General features: G+C 61.1%; 2 protein-coding genes. One reads left to right on the forward strand and one right to left on the reverse strand.

Going from position 1 to position 2,893, the window contains the following annotated elements; genetic code table 11:
• Positions 1 to 42: 42 nt before the first annotated feature.
• Positions 43 to 738, reverse strand: coding sequence for a TPM domain-containing protein (locus NW809_RS11710; RefSeq protein WP_011431197.1), 696 nt, complete (start codon positions 736 to 738; stop codon positions 43 to 45).
• Positions 739 to 1,107: 369 nt separating this feature from the next.
• Between NW809_RS11710 and NW809_RS11715 the strand changes: the two genes are divergently transcribed.
• Positions 1,108 to 2,893: S8 family serine peptidase (locus NW809_RS11715; protein ID WP_414402210.1), on the forward strand; the 1,786-nt coding region annotated here is incomplete at its 3' end.

The following is a 2,893-nucleotide window of genomic DNA, read 5'->3' on the forward strand; positions in this document are numbered from 1 at the left end:
AGGGAGAGGGGAAGGGAGCTTAGCCTCAACTTGGCAGGACGGCTACTGCTGCTCCGCTGCCGGTTGGGCAATGGGGGCTAAGTAGATCACCAAGGCTCCTGCGAGAAAGCCCAGGATGTTGCGCACCAGCGGGAGCCAATCCTGGGTGCGGGTGATCACCGGGCCGATGCCGAAGGCCCCAAACAAAATGAACCACAAGGGAGAGATAAGCAAAGCCCAACGCCAGTTAAACAGCTCCTCCGCGTGGCGGGGTTTGCCGGCAAACCCGAAGACGATCCCGCCCAAGATAGAGGTGAGCAGCGTCAGGATCCACTGCTCCTGCGGCAGTCCGGGCACCACACGGCAGCCCCCTTGGTGAAAACAGCGATCCAAAACGTCAACGGTTTCCAAAATGGCGCGCTGAGTGCCGTGCTCTCGCACGTAGAACTGGTTGCCGAAGCGAGATTGCAGCTCAATCCAAAAGGTACGCGGCAGGATCTCCCGCACCGCGTCTCCCACGTTAAAGGCCAGCAAGTTGCCTCCCCTGGGATCGGCCACCATCAAAACGCTGCGCTCGTTCAGGCCCCAGTACTCTTTCACTTGGCGGCCTGGGGTTTGGTCAAACTGGGTCAGCACCCGCAGCTTCCAGCCCGTTTCTTCCTCCAACCGGTTCAGATGCTCGGCCAGTTGTGCTTCCTGATTGCTGGTCAACTGATCCGCCAAATCCAAAACCGGCACCGGCGGCTGCGGCAACTCCATCTCCACCACTGGCAAAGCAGGCTGGGCCCAGAGCGGGGATCCCCCACCTAGCCAAATCCACAGCCCCAGGCAAAAGCTTGCCCCGACGCGCAGTATCCGTTGCCATCCGATGCTCATGCTGGTTCCTCTCTTGGCTGTGATGACGAGATACTGAGAACTGGTGTTAAGAAGTATTTCAAGTTCTTACAGATCCATCATGCATCGGGACAAATCGTTTGGCCAGAGGGATCCCTTTTTCTGGGTTTTCTGAGTGGCCCCCGAAAAAGTTGGCAACAGGAACAGGCTCGTGACGCAGCGTGCTGATTTTCTGGTCAATTGCCCATCCAGAGGGCATACTGGTGGCAACAATTTTGGATCCCGAGGGCGTGCATGATGAACTTCAGACGCTGGTTGGGTCTCTGCTGCGCTGGCCTGATGGCACTGCTGCTGACGGCCTGCGGCAAGGGATCCACCCCCTACGACAGCATCGTGGTCAACTTTGTCAACACGGCCACTCCCACTGAGATCGCTGCTCTTGCCAAAGCCTACAATTTGCCGCTGCGACCCAGCAGCAACAGCGCTTTTGCCCGCCAGGAGGCTATCTACCTGTTCGATGTGGATGCGGAACATCCAGGAGCCACACGGCGGCTCATCAAACGGCTCTCGCGGGAAGCCCTGGTCGAGTATGCCCACCCCAATTACCAATTTCAGGCGGCTTTTGTGCCCGACGATCCCCTCTATCCCCAGCAATGGAACCTGCGAGCCATCCGCATGCCGGAAGCCTGGGACATTTCCCAGGGAGAAGGGGTGACGGTAGCCGTGGTGGACACCGGGGTGACGCGGGTGCCGGATCTGGCCCAAACGCAATTTGTGCAGGGCTACGACTTCGTGGACGACGATGAGGATCCCACCGACCTCAACGGCCATGGCACTCATGTGGCCGGCACCATCGCCCAATCCACCAACAACACCCTAGGCGTGGCCGGGGTTGCCTTCAAGGCCAAGATCATGCCGGTGCGGGTGCTGGATGCCAATGGTTTTGGATCCCTGTCAGACGTGGTGGAAGGGATCCGCTATGCTGCCGACCACGGCGCCACGATCATCAACCTCAGCCTGGGTAGCCGCGCTTCGGCCCGACTGATGGAGGAGGCCGTAGCCTATGCCCACAGCAAAGGGGTGACGATCATCGCCGCCGCCGGCAACGAAAACTCAAGCCAGGTGAGCTACCCGGCCCGCTACCCGCATGTCATCGCCGTCTCGGCCACCGGGCCCGATGGCAGCAAAGCCCCCTACTCCAACTATGGGGTTGGGGTAGATATCGCCGCTCCCGGCGGGGCCAAGACTCCCGAGCATCCTGAGCACGGCATTCTGCAGCAGACCATCAACCGACGCAACCCCAACGAGCCGGTCTTTGCCTACTTCCAAGGCACCAGCATGGCCACTCCCCACGTGGCCGGCGTAGCAGCGCTGATCCAGGCTCAGGGCATCAAAGATCCGGACAAGGTGGAAGAGGTGCTGAAGATGTCGGCCACCCCGGTGCCCGGCGACAAGCAGAACTTCTACGGCGCCGGTCGTCTGGATGCTGCCAAGGCGCTGGCCAGGGCCACCGGTCAGCAAGAGGAGAACCCCCTGCTGCTGTGGCTGAAGGACTTCCTGCAATACCTGAACAACAACGGCTACCTCAACCCTCGCTTCTGGTTTGACGGCGGCCCGATTGCCCTGGTGCCCAAGCTGCTGATGGTGGTGGGCGGCTACATCATCCTGGTGCTGATCCGCTGGTGGCTGGCTCCCAAGCCCATGCTGGCAACGGCGCCCCTCCTGGGAGGGATCCTGCTGGGCAGCGCCGGCCTCTTCCCGCTGCAGGGCCTGGCCATTGTGGGTGCCCCTCGCTGGCCCTTCCAATTGGCGGGGAGCTCCCTGCCGGAGCTGGGCACGGCCTTAGCCCAGACCAATGCCTTGAACCCCTTGTTTGCCAGCGTGTTGATCCCAGGGCTGTTGATGGTGCTGCTCCTGGGACATCGGCGCTGGCGTTGGGCGGTTGTCGGCTTCTCCATCGGCATGGCCTCCCATCTGCTTCTAGCTGGATCCCTGTTCTATGAGGGGGTACTATGGCTTGGATCCTCTGCTTGGCTGGGGCGCTCCTTCTTGCTTCTCAATGGTTTGCTCTGCCTGGGCC

Source organism: Synechococcus sp. WC101, assembly GCF_047461555.1.
Classification (GTDB): Bacteria; Cyanobacteriota; Cyanobacteriia; order Thermostichales; family Thermostichaceae; genus Thermostichus.

What these genes read in the sequence shown, in the direction of transcription:
- NW809_RS11710 (WP_011431197.1), bottom strand. Translation starts at nt 738, where the DNA reads ATGGAGTTGCCGCAGCCGCCGGTGCCGGTTTTGGATTTGGCGGATCAG.